General features: G+C 46.8%; 15 protein-coding genes. 11 read left to right on the top strand and 4 right to left on the bottom strand.

Going from position 1 to position 17,730, the window contains the following annotated elements; translation table 11 throughout:
- The first annotated feature begins 107 nt into the window (after positions 1 to 107).
- The 4 genes from ftsZ (at position 108) to acnB (ending at position 6,174) form a co-directional block, all read left to right on the top strand.
- Complete coding sequence (ftsZ, locus tag F557_RS0101195) at positions 108 to 1,328, top strand: cell division protein FtsZ (protein WP_019000445.1); 1,221 nt, start codon at positions 108 to 110, stop codon at positions 1,326 to 1,328.
- Positions 1,329 to 1,857: 529 nt separating this feature from the next.
- Positions 1,858 to 2,799, top strand: coding sequence for a UDP-3-O-acyl-N-acetylglucosamine deacetylase (gene lpxC, locus F557_RS0101180; protein WP_026297672.1), 942 nt, complete (start codon positions 1,858 to 1,860; stop codon positions 2,797 to 2,799).
- 60 nt (positions 2,800 to 2,859) lie between these two features.
- A complete protein-coding gene (ampD, locus tag F557_RS0101175; protein WP_019000441.1) occupies positions 2,860 to 3,444 on the top strand; it encodes a 1,6-anhydro-N-acetylmuramyl-L-alanine amidase AmpD in 585 nt (194 codons plus the stop codon).
- Between the two features lie 168 nt (positions 3,445 to 3,612).
- Positions 3,613 to 6,174, top strand: coding sequence for a bifunctional aconitate hydratase 2/2-methylisocitrate dehydratase (gene acnB / locus F557_RS0101170; protein WP_019000440.1), 2,562 nt, complete (start codon positions 3,613 to 3,615; stop codon positions 6,172 to 6,174).
- Positions 6,175 to 6,488: 314 nt separating this feature from the next.
- Here the strand turns inward: acnB and F557_RS0101165 are convergent, their stop codons facing one another.
- Together F557_RS0101165 and argR are read right to left on the bottom strand one after the other, a co-directional pair.
- Positions 6,489 to 8,315, bottom strand: coding sequence for an IS1634 family transposase (locus F557_RS0101165; RefSeq protein WP_019000439.1), 1,827 nt, complete (start codon positions 8,313 to 8,315; stop codon positions 6,489 to 6,491).
- A 415-nt stretch (positions 8,316 to 8,730) separates the two neighbouring features.
- A complete protein-coding gene (gene argR / locus F557_RS0101160; protein ID WP_019000438.1) occupies positions 8,731 to 9,216 on the bottom strand; it encodes a transcriptional regulator ArgR in 486 nt (161 codons plus the stop codon).
- A 488-nt stretch (positions 9,217 to 9,704) separates the two neighbouring features.
- On the opposite strand from argR, the gene mdh reads away from it, so the two are divergent.
- The 7 genes from mdh to rplS all read left to right on the top strand — a co-directional run bounded on the left by mdh (position 9,705) and on the right by rplS (position 15,665).
- Positions 9,705 to 10,664, top strand: coding sequence for a malate dehydrogenase (gene mdh / locus F557_RS0101155; RefSeq protein WP_019000437.1), 960 nt, complete (start codon positions 9,705 to 9,707; stop codon positions 10,662 to 10,664).
- Between the two features lie 281 nt (positions 10,665 to 10,945).
- Complete coding sequence (locus F557_RS18330; protein WP_019000436.1) at positions 10,946 to 11,659, top strand: tetratricopeptide repeat protein; 714 nt, start codon at positions 10,946 to 10,948, stop codon at positions 11,657 to 11,659.
- A 405-nt stretch (positions 11,660 to 12,064) separates the two neighbouring features.
- Complete coding sequence (gene ffh / locus F557_RS0101135; protein WP_019000434.1) at positions 12,065 to 13,447, top strand: signal recognition particle protein; 1,383 nt, start codon at positions 12,065 to 12,067, stop codon at positions 13,445 to 13,447.
- Positions 13,448 to 13,665: 218 nt separating this feature from the next.
- On the top strand, positions 13,666 to 13,935 hold the full coding sequence (gene rpsP / locus F557_RS0101130; protein WP_019000433.1) for a 30S ribosomal protein S16: 270 nt from the start codon (positions 13,666 to 13,668) through the stop codon (positions 13,933 to 13,935).
- A 20-nt stretch (positions 13,936 to 13,955) separates the two neighbouring features.
- On the top strand, positions 13,956 to 14,483 hold the full coding sequence (gene rimM, locus F557_RS0101125) for a ribosome maturation factor RimM (RefSeq protein WP_019000432.1): 528 nt from the start codon (positions 13,956 to 13,958) through the stop codon (positions 14,481 to 14,483).
- Positions 14,484 to 14,504: 21 nt separating this feature from the next.
- A complete protein-coding gene (trmD, locus tag F557_RS0101120) occupies positions 14,505 to 15,245 on the top strand; it encodes a tRNA (guanosine(37)-N1)-methyltransferase TrmD (RefSeq protein WP_019000431.1) in 741 nt (246 codons plus the stop codon).
- 54 nt (positions 15,246 to 15,299) lie between these two features.
- Positions 15,300 to 15,665: a 50S ribosomal protein L19 gene (gene rplS, locus F557_RS0101115; RefSeq protein ID WP_019000430.1), complete on the top strand. Its 366-nt coding sequence runs from the start codon at positions 15,300 to 15,302 to the stop codon at positions 15,663 to 15,665.
- A 488-nt stretch (positions 15,666 to 16,153) separates the two neighbouring features.
- Here the strand turns inward: rplS and istB are convergent, their stop codons facing one another.
- The gene (gene istB, locus F557_RS0101110; protein ID WP_019000429.1) at positions 16,154 to 16,924 is read right to left on the bottom strand and encodes an IS21-like element helper ATPase IstB; all 771 of its coding nucleotides are present in this window, start codon (positions 16,922 to 16,924) and stop codon (positions 16,154 to 16,156) included.
- Positions 16,924 to 17,730, bottom strand: an 807-nt coding sequence (locus F557_RS18325; protein WP_019000428.1) for a DDE-type integrase/transposase/recombinase, incomplete at its 5' end; no start/stop codon positions are given. The genes F557_RS18325 and istB, both read right to left, overlap by 1 nt.

Genomic DNA, 17,730 nt, shown 5'->3' with positions numbered 1-17,730 from the left:
GAATTGGATCAGGAATTCTGTTAAATTTTTTTAATTTCAAGCAGGGACAGGCAGAATGTCTGTCAGGCATACGGGGCACCGGGTAACCGGCAGTAGGAGAAAAAGCAATGAGCGAAATTATTAATGTCGCCGAAGACGCGGCACAGGGGATGGGAGCCGGTCTCCCCGCCGATAACGGCAAGGTAAACATAAAGGTTATCGGTATTGGTGGCGGCGGTAACAACACCATTCAGTACATGATAGAGGAAAAAGTCAAAAATGTTGAGTTCATTGCTGTAAATACGGATTTGCAGGCTCTAAATCAGAACCTTTCCGAGAAGAGAATTCAGATTGGTGTAAATACCACCAGAGGTCTGGGTTCCGGTTCCAAGCCTGAGGTTGGCAAGGCAGCTGCCGAGGAAAGCCGTGAGGATCTGAAGCAGCAGATCGGACCGGTGGATATTGCCTTCATTACTGCCGGTATGGGCGGCGGAACCGGAACCGGTGCGTCTCCGGTGATCGCCCAGATTGTCAAGAAGGAGCTGGGCGCTCTTACCGTGGCTATTGTCACAAAGCCCTATTCTTTTGAAGGTCCCAAGCAGATGCAGAAAGCGGTTGAGGGTATTAAGAAACTGAAGGAAGAGGTTGATGCGCTCATAGTAATTCCTAACGACAAGCTTCTTAAGTATCTTCCAAAGGATATTACCCTTATCGGAGCCTTTGCTGAATGTAACAAGGTACTGAAACAGGCTGTAACCGGCATATCGGATCTGATAGAGCGTGCTGGCTACGTTAATCTTGATTTCAATGATATCCGCACAGTTCTTACCATGTCCGGAACCGCAGTTATCGGCATGGGTAGCGGCTCCGGCAAGACCGCAGTGGAGGATGCTATCCAGGATGCTATCAAGAATCCTCTTCTGGAGGATATTTCCAACTGCTCCGTCAAGGGAGTTCTGGTCAATATTACCGTTTCCAAGGAATTCTCCATGGCTATGTACGGCGAGCTTGGTGACAAGGTAAGCCGCTTTGCCCGGGGAGAGGATGCCAACACCAAGTATGGTGTAGTTATTGACGAGAATAAGAAGAAGGACGAAGTAGGAGTAACTGTGGTTCTTACTGGAATCACTGGTGATCCAAAGCCCAGACCGTTGCCGCGGGAGGAGCCTGTCAGTGAAGGTGAATCCATATTCGGTGATGCTGATGATTCTGAGGGCGGATTCTTCTCGATTAAACCCAGCGATGAAAAGAACAGTGATCCTGAATCTGCTCCGAGCGTTAAGCAAAGTGAATTCGAAGATGATTTCGCTTTGCCGGAGTTTTTAAGAAAACGAGCTAAGAACGACTGAATACTATCCTGATATCAGAATCATTAACAGGGCGGACTTCTTGGGGGAGTCTGCCTTTTTTATGTCGGGAAGATTATCCGGAAGTTCATCATTATTTATATTTTTGCCGTGAGTCAGGTATGTGAGATGACGTTTTTTGATCCTGGATATTTTGAAATCATTTTCCCAGACATGATAAATCATGATCGTGTCAGCAATTCTGAAAACGCTGAGCTAAATTACGGCAGAAGAACCACAGATAACATTTGAATACGGAGATCTCTAATGCTGCTCGATGTCTTATATAGCAAGGGTTTTCCCGCCATTACAAAGATGATCGCTGACAGAGCTCTCGTTTTTTTCTTAACTTTGTTATATTTATGAAAATATGCTGATGAAAAAATGTGAAAATTTTCATATTTTTTTACCAATAATCGAGAATGTGTGAAATTTTATTTAATTATTGAACATCTGAGTGGATCATTTGTCACACTTAGTATGCTATAATGTTCACAGCTTATGAATATAAGGTGCATTGGAAAATACTATGATAATAAGACAGCGTACTATCAATAAAGCCGTAAGCGCTTCCGGTATTGGTCTTCACTCCGGCCGCAAGGTAAGCGTGAGATTCAGACCGGCTCCGGCCAATACAGGCATTGTCTACACCAGGGTGGATATTGAGCCTAACGTGGTGTTCCGGGCTTCGGCTGACATGGTAAGAGATACTGAACTTTGCACGGCACTGGTAAATGATGCCGGTGACAGAGTATCAACCATTGAGCATCTGTCGGCTGCGCTTTCGTCCATGGGTATTGATAATCTTTACGTGGATGTGAATGCTCCCGAGCTTCCAGTTATGGATGGTTCTGCACAGCCGTTTATCTATCTTCTTGAGAATGCCGGAATCCGGGTACTCGACGAACCGAAACAGTTTTTGAAGATTCTTAAAACCGTAAGAGTTGAGCTGGATGACAAATGGGCGGAGCTCAGGCCCGCAAAGAGCGGTTTTAAACTGGATCTGGAGATAGATTTTAATCATCCGGCTATGGATCGGGCGTTGCAGCATTACACCATGGATTTTACCGGCGAGAAGTTTTTCAGGGATGTGAGTCGTGCCCGTACCTTCTGTTTTATGAAGGATGTGGAGTTTATGCATGCTCATAATCTCGCGCTGGGCGGAAGTCTGGATAATGCTGTAGTTTTGGATGATTATAAGGTGATGAATCCTGAAGGTTTGCGTTATCCTGACGAGTTTGTGAAGCATAAAATGCTTGATGCCATCGGGGATCTGTATATGAATGTCAGAAGCATTCAGGGTGAGTTCAGGGCCTACAAGACAGGACATCATCTGAATAACATGCTCCTAAGGGCTCTTCTGGCAGATGCAGCTGCCTACAGAATTATCACCGTGGATGACGGTGTTCAGGCGGCCGAAAAGGGACGTTTTATCCGCGAAACCGAAAGACCTTACGGAGTGGTGTTTGCCTGAGCGGAGCAAATGCTAATTTAATTCAGGGAGGGGGGCGCTGCTCCCCTGTTTTTTTGCTTTATGAACAATTCAGGTAATTTATCTCTGAATGCCGTTCCGTTAATTACAGACGGCTGGATGCAGGGAGCAAAAATAATCAGAAGTCAGCACTTTAACCGAAGGCCTGAGGGAGAAATCAGCCTTCTGGTAATTCACAATATTTCGTTGCCTCCCGGACAATTCGGAGGCGGGTATGTGGAACGTTTCTTTACCGGCTGTCTTCCTGTAGCGGAGGATCCCTATTTTGAAACTATCAGAGACCTGGAAGTAAGCTCTCACTTTTTTATTGCCAGAACCGGTGAAACTGTTCAGTTTGTTTCCTGTCTCGACAGGGCCTGGCATGCCGGAAAATCCTGTTTTGACGGTCGTGGCTCCTGTAATGACTTCGCGGTGGGTATTGAACTAGAGGGTACGGATATCGTTCCCTATACTGATTTTCAGTACCGGAGTCTCAAATTCCTGACTTTGGCTTTGATGCGAACCTATCCTGATATTACCCCGGAACGTATTACCGGACATCAGAATATTGCCCCGGATCGTAAGACTGATCCAGGACTGTCCTTTGACTGGAAACGTTTTAAGAATAATCTTCTTTCTCAGTGCTGAGCATTTCAGGGGTTCATGTTCTGACTGCTTAACTGGCCGTTTTTTGGAAGCCGCAGAGTTTTTTTCCATATTTTGCAAAGGTTTTTGACGGTATTCCTATTCTTAAAGCTATAATCTTACGGATACGGGGGAATCCCTAGCCATGATCGTTTTTATAAGGAGTTCACAGTGTTAGATTCTTATCATGCCCAGGCAGACGAACGCTGCCGCCTTGGTGTGGTTCCCAGACCTCTGTCAGAGAATGATGTCAGGGAACTTGTGTTGTTGCTTCAGAACCCGGAGAAGGGATCGGAACAGGAGCTTCTGGATCTTCTGGAAAACAGAATTCCTCCCGGAGTTGATGAGGCTGCCAGGGTAAAAGCAGATTTTTTGAATTCCGTTGCCTGCGGAAAGGTACAGAGTCCTCTGATCAGCCGTATTCGGGCGGTGGAACTTTTAGGAACCATGCAAGGCGGTTATAACGTATCTTTCCTGATAGATCTTCTTGATGATAAAGAGCTGGGCAATACGGCAGCCCGGGCTCTTTCCGGCACCATCCTGATTTTTGATGCTTTTGACAGAGTGGCCGAGCTTGCAGACAAGGGCTCCTCTAACGCTCTTCAGGTTATAAAATCCTGGGCTGATGGTGAATGGTTCACTTCCCGGCCGAAACTCGGCGATAGGATTACCCTTACGGTATTCAAGGTTCCTGGTGAGACGAATACCGACGATCTTTCTCCGGCTCCTGATGCGTGGAGCAGGCCGGATATTCCTCTGCATGCCCTGGCAATGCTTAAAAATGAAAGGCCAGGCATTACCCCGGACGAGCCAGGCGTTAAAGGACCGGTTTCTACTATTGAAGAGCTTCGTAAAAAAGGTTATCCGCTGGTTTATGTGGGCGATGTGGTAGGAACCGGCTCCTCCCGCAAGAGCGCTACCAACAGCGTGCTCTGGTTTATGGGAGAGAATATTCCTTATGTGCCCAACAAGAAGGCCGGGGGGTTTGTCTTCGGCGGCAAGATTGCTCCGATTTTCTACAATACCATGGAGGATGCGGGAGCCCTTCCGGTGGAATTTGACGTTTCCGGACTGAATATGGGGGACGTGGTAGATGTTTATCCCTACGAAGGAAGAGTGGTCAGGCATGATGATGGTACAGAGGTGGCCAAGTTCCAGCTTAAAACAGCGGTTCTTCTCGACGAGGTACGAGCCGGGGGGCGTATTCCCCTGATAATCGGCAGAGGTCTTACTGCAAGAGCTCGCAGCTATCTTAAGCTGCCGGAAAGCACCCTTTTTGTGAAGCCTCCTATGGCACCCGATACCGGACGCGGGTATACACTGGCCCAGAAGATTGTCGGAAAAGCCTGCGGTGTTGCCGGAGTAAGACCGGGAACCTATTGTGAGCCCCGGATGACCACGGTGGGATCTCAGGATACCACTGGCCCGATGACCCGGGATGAGCTCAAGGATCTGGCGTGTCTGAAATTCAGTGCGGATCTGGTAATGCAGTCTTTCTGCCATACTGCGGCCTATCCTAAGCCGGTAGATGTGAAGACCCATGAGACTCTTCCCAGATTCATTACCTCTCGTGGCGGCATTGCGCTGGAGCCGGGTGATGGGGTTATTCACAGCTGGCTGAACCGGATGGTGCTTCCAGATACCGTGGGAACCGGCGGCGATTCGCATACCCGTTTCCCTATGGGGATCTCCTTCCCGGCCGGTTCTGGACTGGTAGCCTTTGCCGCTGCCACCGGTGTCATGCCCCTGGATATGCCGGAATCGGTACTGGTGCGTTTTACTGGAAAGATGGCTCCGGGAATTACTCTTAGAGACCTGGTGCATGCCATTCCGCTTCAGGCTATTAAGGAAGGTCTTCTTACCGTTGAAAAGAAGGGCAAACGCAATATTTTCTCAGGCCGTATTCTGGAAATTCAGGGACTGGAACACCTCAGCTGCGAACAGGCTTTTGAGCTGGCGGATGCCAGTGCCGAAAGATCTGCTGCCGGATGCACCATCGCTCTTAACGAGGAGTCTGTTACTACCTTCCTGAAGTCCAACATTGCGCTTCTGAAGTGGATGATGAACGAGGGGTATCAGGATATTGATGCTCTTTCGAGAAGAATCAAGGCCATGGAGGCCTGGCTGGCCAACCCTGTATTGCTCAAGGCTGATGCCGATGCCGAGTATGCTGCGGTTATAGAAATTGACATGTCTGCCATCCGGGAACCTATTGTATGCTGCCCTAACGATCCTGACGATGCCAGGCTCCTTTCGGAGGTTTCCGGCCAGAGTATTGACGAAGTATTTATCGGCTCATGCATGACCAATATTGGGCATTACCGTGCGGCTGCCGAACTTCTGTCCTCCATGAAGGGACAGCTACCAGTTAGACTTTGGATTGCCCCGCCCACCAGGATGGATCGGGCTGAAATAATTCATGAGGGGCTTTACAGCATTTTTGGAAGAGTGGGAACTCGCTGTGAAATTCCCGGCTGTTCTTTGTGCATGGGCAATCAGGCTCGGGTTCAGGATAATGCTACGGTTGTATCAACATCCACCAGAAATTTCCCCAATCGTCTGGGACAGGGGGCAAATGTCTACCTGGGTAGTGCCGAGCTGGCTGCTGTAACTGCCAGGCTGGGACATCTTCCCGATGTTCAGGAATATTTCAATGAAGTAGCCGCCCTTAACGGCAAGGAGGATCGGATCTACTCCTATCTCCATTTCGATGAAATGGCGGAATATCATTAAAACCGCAGTGCGGTAACTGATTGCCGCAGTTGTTTAGTCAATTTACAAGGAGGGTTTCGGCTCTCCTTTTTTTATGAGCGTGCATGAAGGAAGACGATAATCTGAAGTCATTCTGTTCTTGATGTTTCCGTTTGGTAGTTCCAGTGACTGCAGGTTAATTAATCGCAGGAGTTACATTGCAATGTTCTGCGGGAGGCGGTGAAGTTTATAAAGAGGACTTCTGTTATATACGTAAATTTTCCCAAAAATCCTACTAAAACCCTCAATCCAGACCCAGAAGCAAAAGTCCTTTTTAGCTTGTCAAAATTGTTGGCTTATTCCTCTTTGCCAGCAGTAACAGATGATGTCCCGCTGACGGAGGAATTGTCAGCTTTTGACTGTCCGCTCTTTGACTTTTTTTCCTTTGTGTTAGCTTTAGGGAATTTGTGGAACGGGTTCGGTTCTTTACTGGAAATTCTCTTATTTTCAGCCTCGGCTATACGATCCAGATCTGCAGGGAGAACACCGCATTCCTTAAGGAACTCTTTTTGTTTCTTACTTTCGGTATGAGAGACAAAATACCGGTCGCTTTGATTGAGCCCCATCGTAATGTAGTTGATTTCCTTTGCTATTTTATTGGTAGGAAGTCCCGCCTTTTTTGCAGCTTTCAGCAGTTCATTTCGAATCACAGAGGCGATGAAACCAATGGAAATCTTGGTTTTTATCCCTGTTTCACTGTGTACTCCGGTCTTGCCGTAACCAAGCTGAGTTTTAACTATCGCAAAATCAGCTTCAACAGAGCTTCGCATGGTGTAAATTTCATTGGCTCTTCCGGCGCTCATCTTTTCGGAAGTTGCAAGAGAACTGAATCCTTTTTGATCGCCGCAGATCTGTACTTTTTCCATATTTATCAGGACTGTTTTCCTGCCTTCATTTTGCTGGATTTCCATGCTTTTTTCAAATTCCTTCGGAACTTTGGCATCTTCTCCTGAATTCAGTCTGTTCTGCAAATCCACCGCAGCATTAGAGACCTTTTTAAACCAGTTCTGCTGGCGCTCCTCACCGTTCTGTCCGTCAAAAATCAGAGAAACATAAGCCTTATACTTATGCTGCTTAAACAGCTTAACCTTATCCTCTGATGATATCCCATAGTAAACATTGTCATTACTGCTGAAGACTCTGACATTGTCTGTTTTTCCGCTGTTATCATATCTGTCCAGCATGAACTCGAATTGCCTGCTGATTTTGGATGCATATTCGGCAAGCATTGTCTTATGAGCGTTTGTATCTCCCTTGAGCATGGCAACATATTGAAGTTCATTGCTGTCAAGCATCTCAAGAACATCTTTGGTTGCAAAACCCCGGTCAACCACCACCCCTTTGACATTCATCTCATATGCTTTCAGCCATCCGATCATTTTCATAACGGCTTTGCTGTCAACTCGGCTGCCCCGGTAAACATCAAAGCTTATCGGGGTTCCGTCACTGCTGTCAACAGCATAAAGATAACTAACGACCGGAACATCCTTTTTGGATTTTGCGTACCCCCGCTCAGCAATATCGGCATCTGCGGCGCAATCGTTATTTGAGCCGTCAATTGCCAGCCAGACATTCTTTATCCCGCGTTTTTTGCAGGCTCCTGCCCATTCTGTCTTGAACCTTTCCAGCCTTTCAATATTCTCATCCTGATTAAAAAACGAAGATAAATCCTTTCCGGATTTGAGATTGCGGGAGAACAGCAGCTGTTCAGACATGGCTGTTCTGAAGTGATCGGAAACAGCTGAATGATGGAGTATGGAATACATGCAAAAATCAAGAATCAGGTTTGCCGACTCAATTCCCATGGTTTCGTGCAGGCACCGGTACATGGAGTTCTTTTCCAGAAGAGCCAGGACAACGGCATACATCCCCATCCTCTTTATGGATTTCAGCTGCGGTTCTCCCGCCGCCTGCTGAAAAGCTTCAGGATATCTCATGCGGAAATTATGGTTGGGGTACATCCTTGTCTTGTCAATTGCCCTGCCGATAATTACATGGCTTACCCGATTATATTTCACAGCAGGATCATATTCGTTCCTGTCCTTTACAAATACACTTTGATCCTTTTTCTCGATATAGCATTTAGATGGAATGTCAACAACAATATTCCGGTAAATTGGCATACCCTGATCCCCTTACTGCCGCCACATATTCCTTTAGTAGGAATCCTACTAAAATTATATGTCAATTTTCGGGGGTAGTAAAGAATAAATTGATCTTCACAAACGCTTATGTGACAATGAATTCATTAATTATTTTGGGTGGGGATTTTAGTAGGAATTTTGGGAAAATTTACGTATATACGGAGAGGAATGCCCTCTGTTACTTCTTTTGAAAAATGTCTCTAATCCGGTTCCCAAAATCTGTTCTGGTAGGAAGTTCTGACACGTCTTTAACCTGTCACATTTACTACTAGATTTTCGGGAGCAGTTTTGTTTAGCAAGCATTTTTATGCAGTGGAAAAGAGCACGGAAGCTACAGCTGATAAATGGCAGCTTCATTAGAAAGGAAATTCCTGTTCCGGCTGTGCTGACGGGGTTACTCAGAGGAGTACCGATCGTTTTCCAAAAACATTTCGGAGATGGCCTGGGTAAGGTCCTCAATTTCCTTCTCGTCTTTCGGAGCAATGAAGATGGTGTCATCCCCGGCAATGGTTCCCAGAATGCCCTCCGACTTTCGGATGGAGTCCAGCATTCGGGCAATCATCTGCGCGCTTCCGGGACTGGTGCGCATTACGATGAGATGGTTGTTGTGCGAAACGTCGAAGACCAGTGATTTTATGGTGCCGGTTACGGTGGGGATTCCGAATTCCTCAGGGAGACAGTACACCATCTCCATGCGGGTGTTTCTGGTTCTGACCGCACCGAAACGGGAGAGCATGCGGGATACCTTGGACTGGCTGATGTTCTGAAACCCTTTCTCAGCCAGAGCCAGGACGATTTCCGCCTGAGATCCGTAGCGTTCTGCCTGCAGAATCTCTCTGAAAGCCTGTTCCAGTGCTTCGCTGGTGTTTGCATCAGTCATGACCATCTGTCCCCAGGGTTGCTAAAATGTGTTTCAGTGAATAATTATGCAATAAAACCGCATAATATTCAAAAGGACTTTCCTGGGGGACGGTAAATCTGTTTGGGATATACTGGAACCTCACATTGCCGCCGCAATCCGTTATGGAAATTTGCGGTAATACGGGATGCATCTGCCTTGATAGTGAAAAAATGGGCAAACCTCGCAAAAAAAGCCCCGTGATAAAAAGGGCGAATGTAACTCCGTGCTATAATATCGTGTAAATGTTTTACTGCCCTGACTTTCTGTGCGAACGGGCTGTCTGCCATGTCTAACCTGTAAGCTCCAGCGAGTCGTTTCGGACTCGGGTAGCATTGATATTGCGAAAATAGATGATTCGCGGAACCGGGAAGCTGAAGTTCCTGAATGTTCCGGCTTTACTGCAGACGGCAGGACATTCACAATAGATCTGGTTTTCCGAAGTTGAGTATTGTTAGAGGAATTTTTCAATGAAAATTGCTGTATTAGGCGCTGCCGGTGGTATCGGTCAGCCATTGTCTCTTCTTTTAAAGAATAAACTGCCGGCCGGTTCGGATCTGGCTTTGTATGACGTGGCTCCGTTTACTCCGGGAGTTGCTGTTGATCTGAGTCATATTCCTACTGACGTAAATGTGAAGGGATATACTGGCGATGACGGACTGACAGAGGCTGTAAGGGATGCCAGCGTGGTAGTTATTCCGGCCGGAGTTGCCAGAAAGCCCGGCATGGATAGAAGTGATCTTTTTAATGTCAATGCCAAAATTATCAAGGGACTGGTGGAGGCCGTGGCAAAGAATGCTCCGGGTGCCTGTATTGCGATTATTACCAATCCAGTAAATACCATGGTTCCGCTGGCAGCGGAGGTGCTTAAGAAGGCTGGTATCAGCGATTATGCAAAAAAGCTTTTTGGTGTAACTCTTCTGGATACACTGCGTGCCGAAACCTTCTGGGCTGATATTACCGGTTACAGCAGAGGTTCCGTTAAGATTCCCGTGATTGGTGGTCATTCAGGTTCTACCATTCTTCCGGTATTTTCTCAGGCTCTGGGGTATGACTCTGTATCTTCAGAGGATATTGAAAAGCTTACGGTTCGCGTGCAGAATGCCGGTACCGAGGTAGTGGAGGCCAAGGCCGGTGCCGGTTCTGCAACCCTTTCCATGGCTACTGCCGGAGCCCGCTTTGCACTGGCTATTGTTGCCGGACTTCAGGGAGTTCCCGGAGTGGTAGAGAGTGCTTATGTGGCAGATGAGAGCGGCGAGTTTGCTCCGTTCTTTGCGCGTCAGGTGCTTTTGGGCAAAAACGGCGTGGAGAGCCTTAAGCCGGTAGGCAGACTTTCCGATTACGAGCAGAAGTGTCTTAATGATATGCTGCCGGGGCTTAAGAACGACATTCAGCAGGGCGTTGATTTTGTTCAGAACTGCGGCAACTGATATTGCCGTTGGGTGCTAAGGGGAGCTCCGGAGTTCCCTTTATGAAAGATAGAGGGGGCGGTGCCCCCTTTTTTTGTGGCGGATGGTAATCAGATCCCCTGATTTCGAGGCGGGCAGAAGATAGGGGGGGCGGTGTTTTCGGCATTTTTGACGCTGTGACCGTGATATGGCTCACAGATATAAATACTGCTACCGGAAAATGATTAATTTTCTGGGGTGGCAAATAAATTTTTCCCGTTCAGGGACGCTAAGAGTATACATGGGAAATTTAGGAGGTTCTTATGACGAAGATTCTAAAATTGCTGCTTCTCATGAGCCTGTCCTGCTTTTTGGCAGCAGAATCCGCTGTAGCACTGGAGGCCACTAGCGTGCAGGAGGATCCTCATGTTCGGATGGTGGAGTCTTCGGTCAAGGAGTTCCGGGATGCCAGTGGCGAAACCCCGTTGGTTCATGTGTATACTCCGGAAGAGATTACCGAATGGGTGATTCTGGGAACTGATATTTACAATCTGAAGGAGGTTAATGCCTGTCAGTTTACCGATGACATTGTGCTGCGAGCCCGCAAGGATGTTGCAGCAGCCTATGATTACCTTTATTCCCATATGCTGCTTACGGGAAGCTGTGTTCCCAGGGATACCGCAATGGGCATTTTTTATCTCGAAAAGGCTGCAGATTTGGCTTATCCTGCCGCTCTCAGAAAGCTAGGTTTTTTCTATGAAACGGGACGTTATGTTTCTCAGGATGGCGTTAAGGCTGAAGCCCTGATGAGACAGGCTGCAGAAATGGGGTATGTTCCTGCCAGAATTGACTGGGCGGGAATGCTTCTTCGGGATATGGGATCTGTCAGGGATATGCCTGAAGCCTGGGTTCTCCTGAAGAAAAGCGTAAAGAGTACGCCCCGGGAGGAGGAGCAGATAACCATGTACATTCGGGAGCTGGAATCCAGAGTTCCGGAAAATGTTTTGGCTGAAGCAGCCAAAAAGAGTTTTTATTAGCTCGGGAGAGAATGCCGGATAAACGGAGAAGAAAACTTAGCAGATTATTACAATACTTTTCTGTCCGGCAAGAGAGAGGGCCTTCCGCAGATGGAAGGCCTTTCTGTTTTTCAGTGCCATGACTATTACCGGTCTGTATCAGGGAAGACTGTCTGGTGTGATGGATACCGGTATGTGTTTTTTGGGAAGTGTTCGGATCTCGGAATCGTGTTTAAACCTGCCCAAATGTGATACCATATGCAGCGCGTTTTTCGGAGAAAGATGGGTATTTCTTCTTCGCAGACAAGGGCTTCAGGCCCGAAACCATTTTTGGATGAGAGCCGGACAGTAGCTTTGGTCTCAGAACGCAAAGCCTGTTTTTTTGTTGATTATTAAAAAAAGGATAAACTCCTTCAGGGTAGCAGTATGTTTGAAAATCTGTCTCAGCGTTTAACCAGAAGCCTTCGCAATGTCATGGGACAGGGCAGGCTTACGGAAGATAACATTAAGGATACACTCAGGGAAGTAAGACTGTCTCTTCTTGAGGCTGATGTGGCTCTTCCAGTAGTAAAGGACTTTATTGCCGAAGTAAAAAGCAAGGCACTCGGGATTGAAGTCAGTCAGGCTCTTGACCCCGGGCAGGAATTCATCAAGATTGTGTTTAACGAGCTCAAAGAGGTTATGGGTTCCGAAAGTGCTGGTCTCAACCTGGCTGCACAGCCACCGGCCGTGATTTTGATGGCAGGGCTTCAGGGTGCCGGCAAAACCACTTCTGCCGCCAAGCTGGCAAAGTACCTTATTGAAAGAATGAAGAAGTCGGTGATGACGGTGTCGGCGGATGTCTACCGTCCGGCGGCTATTGATCAGCTGGAGACCCTGTCCCGGGACGTGGGGGCTGAATTCTATCCTTCAAAAGCCACGGATAATCCTCTGGATATCGTGGCCGGCGCGCTTGATGCCGCCAGGAAGAGATTCGCTGATGTTCTTATTGTGGATACTGCCGGACGGCTTCACGTCGATGAGGAGATGATGGCGGAAATCAAGGAGCTCCATGCGGCTCTGAATCCTGTGGAAACCCTGTTTGTGGTTGATGCAATGACTGGTCAGGATGCAGCCAATACCGCTGAAGCCTTTAATGCAGCGCTGCCGCTTACCGGTGTAATACTGACAAAGCTTGATGGTGATGCCCGCGGCGGTGCGGCACTTTCTGTAAGAAAGATTACCGGAAAGCCTGTTAAGTTTGTGGGTATGGGTGAAAAGATTACTGCTCTGGAACCATTCTATCCGGAAAGAATGGCCAGCCGTATTCTGGATATGGGAGACGTGCTCTCTCTTGTCGAGGAGATGGAAAGAAAATTTGACAAGAAGAAAACCGCCGAAATGTCCAAGAAAATGATGGAGGGCAAGGATTTTGATCTTGAGGATTTCAAGAGTCAGATTGCCCAGATGCGCAGTATGGGCGGTATGATGGGAATGATGGACAAGCTTCCGGGGATGAACAGCATTCCTGACGATGTTAAGGATAAGATGGATGACCGGATTATCTACCGCATGGAGGCCATCATCAATTCTATGACTCCCAGGGAAAGAAGAAATCCTGATATTATCAAGGGCAGTCGCAAGAAGCGCATTGCTGCTGGTGCTGGAGTGGAAATTAGTGATGTTACCCAGCTTCTGCATCAGTTTGATGCCATGAGGAAGATTATGAGGAAACTGAGATCTCAGGGTGGGATCCGGAAGCTTATCAATCTTGCTAGAACCATGGCCGGGAATGGCGGCATGGGCGGTCTGGGCGGTATGTTCCATTGACAGAGTAAATTGTCGTTAGCAGGGGGAGTGTCTGAAGGCACTCCTTTTTTTGTTTTTAGAAAAGTAGGGGAGATGTTTCTGAAAAAAAGTGGCCCGGATCTCAAAATGTGCTTGCAAAATCTGTGTTAAAAGGTAAAATTTTGCCGCCTGTCTAATAAGGTGGGGAAGGTTTTTTTTGCCTTTCTGAAATTATTTTTTACGTTAAATAGAGGAACGATATGGTAATCATTCGTTTAAAGCGTGGCGGAGCTAAGAAGCGTCCTTTCTACCACGTTGTTGTTGCAGATTCCCGCCGTGCACTTTCCGGGAAGACCTTGGAAGATATCGGCTACTTCAATCCCCTGGTTATGAGGGATTCCAATGGTCCCGAGAAGAGACTTGTTCTTGATCTTGAAAAGGTTAAAGCCTGGCAGGCCAAGGGAGCTCAGCTCTCTGACCGTGTTAAGAGGCTCGTGAAGGAAAGCGAGGAAGCTGCTCAGGCAGCATAATATTCGGACAGGAAGGATTCATGGAAGGGGAAAAGCCTGAGGTAATGGGCAAGTTCGGTGCCGTTTACGGCATCCGGGGTTGGCTTAAGGTTTATTCATACACCGGAGATCCTGAAAGTCTGTTTACATACACCCCCTGGTTTTGTCGTGCACCGGGGAGTGACTGGCGCGAGATTTCGATAACGGAGTACAAGCGTCACGGAGACGGGTTTATTGCGAAAATCGCTGATGTTGATGTTCGTGAGGAGGCCCAGCTCTATACCGGGATGGAAATTGGCATAAAGGGGAGTTCGCTTCCTGATCTGCCTGAAGGAGAGTACCGCTGGCGGGATCTGATTGGTCTTCGGGTGGTGAATCTTCAGGGATATTTCATGGGCACTGTAAAGTCGCTTATGGAGACTGGTGCCAATGATGTTCTGGTAGTAAAGGCCGACATTAATGATCAGTATGAAATTCGTGAGAGACTGCTTCCCTACATTGATAATGTGGTTCGGGAAGTCAATCTTGAACAGAGAGTAATACGGGTTGATTGGGAACCTGATTTCTGATTAAGGCTGAGGCAGGGGCTTATGAGAATTGCTGTAATCAGCATATTTCCAGAAATGCTCCGGGCAATTACTGATTTCGGAGTTACCAGACGGGCAGTCAGAAACGGACTTATTGAGATTCATTGCATAAATCCCCGTGATTATGCGTATGACAAACACCAGAAGGTCGATGAGCGACCATTTGGCGGCGGTCCTGGAATGCTGATGATGGTACAGCCTCTCAGAGATGCCATCCTGAAGGCGAAGGAGCTTCTTCCTGATGCCGCGGTTGTTTATCTTTCCCCGCAGGGGCGAGTGTTCTCGCATAGCGCGGCTGTGAACATGGCCAGGCGCGAGGAAATAATTTTCCTGTGTGGTCGCTATGAAGGGATTGATGAGAGAGTGGTGGAATCTCTGGTGGATGAAGAATGGTCTATAGGTGACTATGTTCTCAGCGGCGGCGAGCTGCCGGCCATGGTCATGATAGATGCCATTTCCCGGATGGTTCCGGGAGTGCTTGGAGACCAGGAGAGTGCTCAGGAGGATTCGTTCGCTCTGGGGCTTCTGGATTATCCGCAGTACACAAGGCCGGAGGAAATCGACGGAATGAGAGTTCCGGAGGTGCTTCTGAGCGGTAACCATAAGGAAATCCGTAAATGGCGGTTAGGCATGTCTCTTGCCAGAACTTACGAAAGAAGGCCTGATATTTTAAAGAATCTAGCTCTGACTGACGAGCAGGAAAAGCTTCTTGCTTTATATCTGCGTTCCGGAGACAAGCAGTAACGGAACAGGAACAGTATAGAGTTTCAGTGCATCCTAGATAATGAGGAATTTTAAATGAATATTATTGAAGAAATTGAAAAGGAACAAATGCGTACAGACATTCCGGTTTTCAGACCGGGTGACACTGTTCGTGTTCAGGTACGTGTTGTTGAAGGTGATAAGGAACGTCTTCAGGCTTATGAGGGCGTGGTAATTGCCAAGCGTAACCGCGGTTTGAATTCTTCTTTTACTGTACGTAAAATTTCAAATGGCGAAGGTGTTGAGAGAGTATTCCAGACTCACAGCCCGCTGATTTCATCTGTAACCGTAACCCGTCACGGTAAAGTTCGCCGTGCTAAGCTGTACTACCTCCGTGATCTTAAGGGTAAGGCTGCACGCATTCGTGAAAAGCTTGTTAGCAAGACTCAGGATAAGCAGTAATAATTATCCTAAATTAGCCGTTTAGACAGGTAGCAGGAGGAATGAAAATTTCTCCTGTTTTTTTGTCTCGCTGAAACGATTTTGTGGTGTAACCAGGCATGGTTACGGTGTCATGGGAGACATGAACAGTAAACATTTTTTCCTGAAGGATCGTTCCGTAAACCCCTGATTGCCGTTTTTGCTGAATCATGAACACCTGCCAGTGAGTTGATGAGGGATTATCTGCTCCCTGTTACCAGAGGCTTTTACTTCAGTTTTCTGAAACGCAATAAAGGACTGTCGGCGTTCAGCATGTGTGTACATTTTTTGCTTAGTGGAACTGTTCATAAGATTAGAAAAATCAGGTATAACTATACACTTTCATCATTGCTTCCAAATAGCCGTTTTACCTGTATTAAAGAGCGATAATTTATGAAAATGGGCAAACTCCCTGTAGAACGATCGAAAAAGTTGACCACTAAAACGATCGGAAGTTGACCACTCCGATTTTAACTTAAACTTTCATTCTTTGCCAATAAATTTGCCTTCTTGGCAGCGAGCAATCTGTAACTGTCGCCATTGATTGTAAGCACACTACAATGATGAAGCAGTCTGTCTAAAATAGCAGTGGCGGCAGTTGTATCACCAAGTATCAGCCCCCAATCACTGACAGGTCTGTTGCTGGTTATAACAGTACTTTTGGATTCATATCTTCTGCTTATCAGCTGAAACAAAAGATGTGAGCCATTTGCACTGAAGGGACAGTATCCTAATTCATCAATGATGAGGACTTTAACCTTTGCAAGTTTCTGCATTTTTTGTTCAAGCTTTCCCATTTCATGGGCTTCGGAGAGTTCTTTGATAAGAGCTTCTGCCGTTTTAAAAAGTACTGAGTATCCTTGTTTTACGGCTAGCAGACCGAATCCTATGGCCAGGTGTGTTTTGCCTACTCCTGGAGGTCCAAGAAAGAGAATATTAGAGCCACTGCCAGCCCAGGACAGCGTTTTAAGTTCTCTGATGACAGCCGTATCGATACAAGGCTGCACCGAGAAGTCAAACTCCTCAAGAGTGCATTTGCGAGGGAAGTGGGCTGCCATAATCCCAATCCTTATTCTGTTTTCCTCTCGACGACTAATTTCACGACTAAAGACAAACTGCAATATTTCTCTGGGATTCATTCTGCTGTTTGTAGTTTCACTGATAATTTCCTCAATGTGATCTCTGCAGAAAGTCAAATTCAGCCTGTCAGCCATAGCAATAAGATTGTTGTCAGATGCCATTACCATGATCCCCCAGTAACCTTTGCATACTCATCGAGTGAACGTGACAGGCTGTTCTGCCCCCACGTTTCATAATCGGGACTAACGTCATTAAAAATTTTAATGGTTGATTTTTCCTGTAATTTTGCAGTATAAAAGGAAGTGGCCTTATCTATTCTGATAACTTTATTATCAGCATCGTGGAAGATGATTTCTGTGTCTGTTATCTGAATAAATACGCTTTGATTGGAGTACTGCTCCGGTAGTTTATACAATCTGTTCTCGACGCGGATAAGGCCACACTTGTCTGCCTTTCTGGTTTCCTCGCGTATGTTTGTAAAAAATACCCTGTCAACAGTCCTAAGTTCAGATCGTTCCTTTTGTGTGAATCTTTCTGCCGGAGTTTCAGCTTGTATGCCGGTGGTATGAACCAGTGAAAGTTTCCTTACGTCTGAGTATTTCACCAACCATAAATCTATCCACTTCTGTAAGTCCTCAAGAGAATCAAAGTTTCTGCCTGGTAGTGCATTTTCCTTGAAATACCTTACCATACGTTCACATTTACCTTTAGAGCGTGGTTTATATGGCGTACATGCGACAGGCTTAACATTCCAATAATGGCAGAATGCCGTATACCTTTCATTAAATTTGAGCTCACTGCCGTTATGTACTGTAACCAGACATTTTGTATTATCTGAGACTATTGCCAGAGGAACTCCTCCAAAATGTCTAAAAGCATTCTCAATACCATTAAGCCATGCTTCAGTATTTTCTGCCGTAAACGCCTTTACGTAAATTCTTCTCGAATAACCGAGAACACTAACAAA

It is taken from the genome of Succinimonas amylolytica DSM 2873 (genome assembly GCF_000378405.1).
In the GTDB taxonomy this organism is placed as follows: Bacteria; Pseudomonadota; Gammaproteobacteria; order Enterobacterales; family Succinivibrionaceae; genus Succinimonas; species Succinimonas amylolytica.
This window is presented reverse-complemented; position numbering and strand designations above follow the sequence as displayed.

What these genes read in the sequence shown, in the direction of transcription:
- F557_RS18330 (WP_019000436.1), top strand. Translation starts at nt 10,946, where the DNA reads ATGACGAAGATTCTAAAATTGCTGCTTCTCATGAGCCTGTCCTGCTTT.
- F557_RS0101165 (WP_019000439.1), bottom strand. Translation starts at nt 8,315, where the DNA reads ATGCCAATTTACCGGAATATTGTTGTTGACATTCCATCTAAATGCTAT.
- trmD (WP_019000431.1), top strand. Translation starts at nt 14,505, where the DNA reads ATGAGAATTGCTGTAATCAGCATATTTCCAGAAATGCTCCGGGCAATT.
- rpsP (WP_019000433.1), top strand. Translation starts at nt 13,666, where the DNA reads ATGGTAATCATTCGTTTAAAGCGTGGCGGAGCTAAGAAGCGTCCTTTC.
- istB (WP_019000429.1), bottom strand. Translation starts at nt 16,924, where the DNA reads ATGGCATCTGACAACAATCTTATTGCTATGGCTGACAGGCTGAATTTG.
- ftsZ (WP_019000445.1), top strand. Translation starts at nt 108, where the DNA reads ATGAGCGAAATTATTAATGTCGCCGAAGACGCGGCACAGGGGATGGGA.
- mdh (WP_019000437.1), top strand. Translation starts at nt 9,705, where the DNA reads ATGAAAATTGCTGTATTAGGCGCTGCCGGTGGTATCGGTCAGCCATTG.
- ffh (WP_019000434.1), top strand. Translation starts at nt 12,065, where the DNA reads ATGTTTGAAAATCTGTCTCAGCGTTTAACCAGAAGCCTTCGCAATGTC.
- rplS (WP_019000430.1), top strand. Translation starts at nt 15,300, where the DNA reads ATGAATATTATTGAAGAAATTGAAAAGGAACAAATGCGTACAGACATT.
- rimM (WP_019000432.1), top strand. Translation starts at nt 13,956, where the DNA reads ATGGAAGGGGAAAAGCCTGAGGTAATGGGCAAGTTCGGTGCCGTTTAC.
- ampD (WP_019000441.1), top strand. Translation starts at nt 2,860, where the DNA reads ATGAACAATTCAGGTAATTTATCTCTGAATGCCGTTCCGTTAATTACA.
- argR (WP_019000438.1), bottom strand. Translation starts at nt 9,216, where the DNA reads ATGACTGATGCAAACACCAGCGAAGCACTGGAACAGGCTTTCAGAGAG.